This window comes from Nocardia farcinica (assembly GCF_029867845.1).
GTDB classification, from domain to species: Bacteria; Actinomycetota; Actinomycetes; order Mycobacteriales; family Mycobacteriaceae; genus Nocardia; species Nocardia farcinica_A.
This window is the reverse complement of the sequence record NZ_JARWRU010000866.1, coordinates 1-2284: the sequence shown is the minus strand read 5'-3', so window position 1 is coordinate 2284 and position 2284 is coordinate 1. Positions and strand designations below refer to the sequence as shown.

Annotated in this window: 3 protein-coding genes; 2 read left to right on the top strand and 1 reads right to left on the bottom strand. The window is 70.2% G+C overall.

The window, feature by feature from the left end; genetic code table 11:
* The first annotated feature begins 95 nt into the window (after positions 1-95).
* Together QH283_RS18900 and QH283_RS18895 are read left to right on the top strand one after the other, a co-directional pair.
* Positions 96-767 (top strand): amino acid ABC transporter permease, encoded by a 672-nt coding sequence (locus tag QH283_RS18900; RefSeq protein ID WP_280504316.1) that lies wholly within the window; start codon positions 96-98, stop codon positions 765-767.
* The gene (locus QH283_RS18895) at positions 764-1660 is read left to right on the top strand and encodes an amino acid ABC transporter permease (RefSeq protein ID WP_280504315.1); all 897 of its coding nucleotides are present in this window, start codon (positions 764-766) and stop codon (positions 1658-1660) included. The genes QH283_RS18900 and QH283_RS18895 overlap by 4 nt, the downstream gene beginning before the upstream one ends.
* Positions 1661-1794: 134 nt before the next feature.
* Here the strand turns inward: QH283_RS18895 and recX are convergent.
* The coding region (recX, locus tag QH283_RS18890) for a recombination regulator RecX (protein WP_280504314.1) at positions 1795-2284 on the bottom strand (490 nt) is incomplete at its 5' end.

Genomic DNA, 2284 nt, shown 5'->3' with positions numbered 1-2284 from the left:
GACCGCTACTGAGCCGGATGTGAGGGGCGGCCCGCACGCCGGGCCGCCCCTCGCCCGCTGGACCACAACACACCGATGGGAGGGACGCGCCGGCCGTGTTCGATCTGATCTCGGAATACGACACCCAGATCCTCGAAGCGTTCTGGGTCACGCTCGAACTGACCTTCTTCTCGGCGATCGGCGCGCTGCTCCTCGGCACGATCGTCGCCGCGATGCGCGTGTCCCCGATCCCGGTCGCGCGCTGGCTGGGCACCGCCTACGTCACGATCTTCCGCAACACTCCGCTGACGCTCATCATCGTGTTCTGCTCGCTGGGCCTGTACTCGGCGCTGGGCTGGACGCTGGCGGGCGACTCCATCGTCGACAACAACTACCGGTGGGCGATCGTCGGCCTGAGCGTCTACACCGCGGCGTTCGTGTGCGAGTCGCTGCGCTCGGGCATCAACACCGTGCCGCTCGGCCAGTCGGAGGCCGGCCGCTCACTGGGCTTCGGCTTCGCCCAGAACCTGTGGCTGGTGGTGCTGCCGCAGGCCTTCCGCGCGGTGATCGCCCCGCTGGGCAGCGTGCTGATCGCGCTGACCAAGAACTCCACCATCGCCGCGGCCATCGGCGTGGCCGAGGCCGCGCACCTGATGGCCGAGATGATCGAGAACGAGGCGGCGCTGCTGGCCATCGGTGCGATCTTCGCCTTCGGGTTCGTCCTGATCACCCTGCCGACCGGCCTGTTCTTCGGCTGGCTCGCGAAGCGATACGAGGTGGCCCGATGAGCTCAGGCGCTTCCGTCCTGTTCGACGCGCCCGGCCCACGGGCGCGGATCCGCAACCACATCTTCTCGCTGCTGGTCGCCGTCGCGGTGGTCGCCGGGGCCTGGTACCTGTACCGGGCATTCGAGGCCAAGGGCCAGTTCGAGGCCGCGAAGTGGAAGCCCTTCCTGGAACAGGAGGTGTGGACCACCTACCTGCTGCCCGGCCTGGAGGGCACGCTCGTGGCGGCGCTGCTGTCGATCGTGTTCGCCATGGTCCTCGGCATGCTCTTCGGCATCCTGCGCCTGTCCGACCACCGCTCGGTGCGCATCGTGGCGGGCACGATCGTCGAGTTCGCCCGGGCCATCCCGGTGCTGATCCTGATGATCTTCCTGTTCGCGGTGTTCAGCGAATACAACGTCTTCCGCTCCGACGACCTGGCGCTCGCCGCGGTCGTCACCGCGCTGACCATCTACAACGGCTCGGTCATCGCCGAGATCGTGCGCGCGGGCATCCGGTCGCTGCCGCGCGGGCAGACCGAGGCCGCGCTGGCGGTGGGCATGCGCAAGAACCAGCTGATGCGGCTGATCCTGCTGCCGCAGGCGATCACCGCCATGCTGCCCGCGCTGATCTCGCAGATGGTGGTGGCGCTCAAGGACACCGCCCTCGGCTACCAGATCACCTATGTCGAGATCGTGCGGTCCGGTCAGCAGCTCGGCGCGGCCGAGAGCAACACCGTGCCCGCCCTGCTCGTGGTGGCGCTGCTGATGATCGCGCTCAACAGCACGCTGACGGTCGTGGCCACCTGGGTCGAGAAGCGGCTGCGGGCCCGCAAGAAGGGCAAGGGCACCGGGGCCGCGCTCGACCCCGCCTCGGTCATCACCGACGCCGCGCCCGGCCTGGATCTGAAGAAGTGACCGCCGTGGCGGCGCGGGCCTGCTGATCCGCGCCGCCGTACGCGTCCGGGCCCGGTCAGCGTGGTCGTGCGGACCGCAACGCCTCGTCGGTGTGCTCGAACCGTGTCCGCCGCGCCCCGCCGGTCGAGTGGGGATCAGTCCTCGATGTCGAGGTCGATGTCGGCAGGGGCGTCGTCGCGCGCGTCGAGTTCGGCCTTCACCACGGTGAAGGCGGTGGAGCTGCGGTAGCCGCGGCGAGCCAGCATGGCCACCAGACGTCGCAGCGCCTTCTCGTGCTCCAGATCGCGCGGCAGGGTGCGCAGCTTGCGGCGCACCAATTCGGTGGCGCGGGCGTGCTCGTCGTCGTCGCTCACCGCGGACAGGGCGGCGGCCGAGTCCTCCGGTGCGACACCCTTGCGGCGCAGTTCCTGGGCGAGGGCCTGTCTGCCCTTGCCGGAGTAGGTGTGGCGCGCGGTGACCCACTGCTCGGCGAACGCCGCGTCGTCGACGAGGCCGACTTCGGCGAGGCGGTCGAGAGCGGCGTCGGCGACCTCGGCGGTGTAGCCCTTGGCGGCCAGCCGCCGCGTCAGCTCGGCACGGCTGCGGGCCCGGACGGCGAGCAGGCGAAGGCACGCCTCCTTCGCC

Bases quoted from the DNA above. Each gene is read 5' to 3' on its own strand.
- QH283_RS18895 (WP_280504315.1), top strand. From the start codon at position 764: ATGAGCTCAGGCGCTTCCGTCCTGTTCGACGCGCCCGGCCCACGGGCG.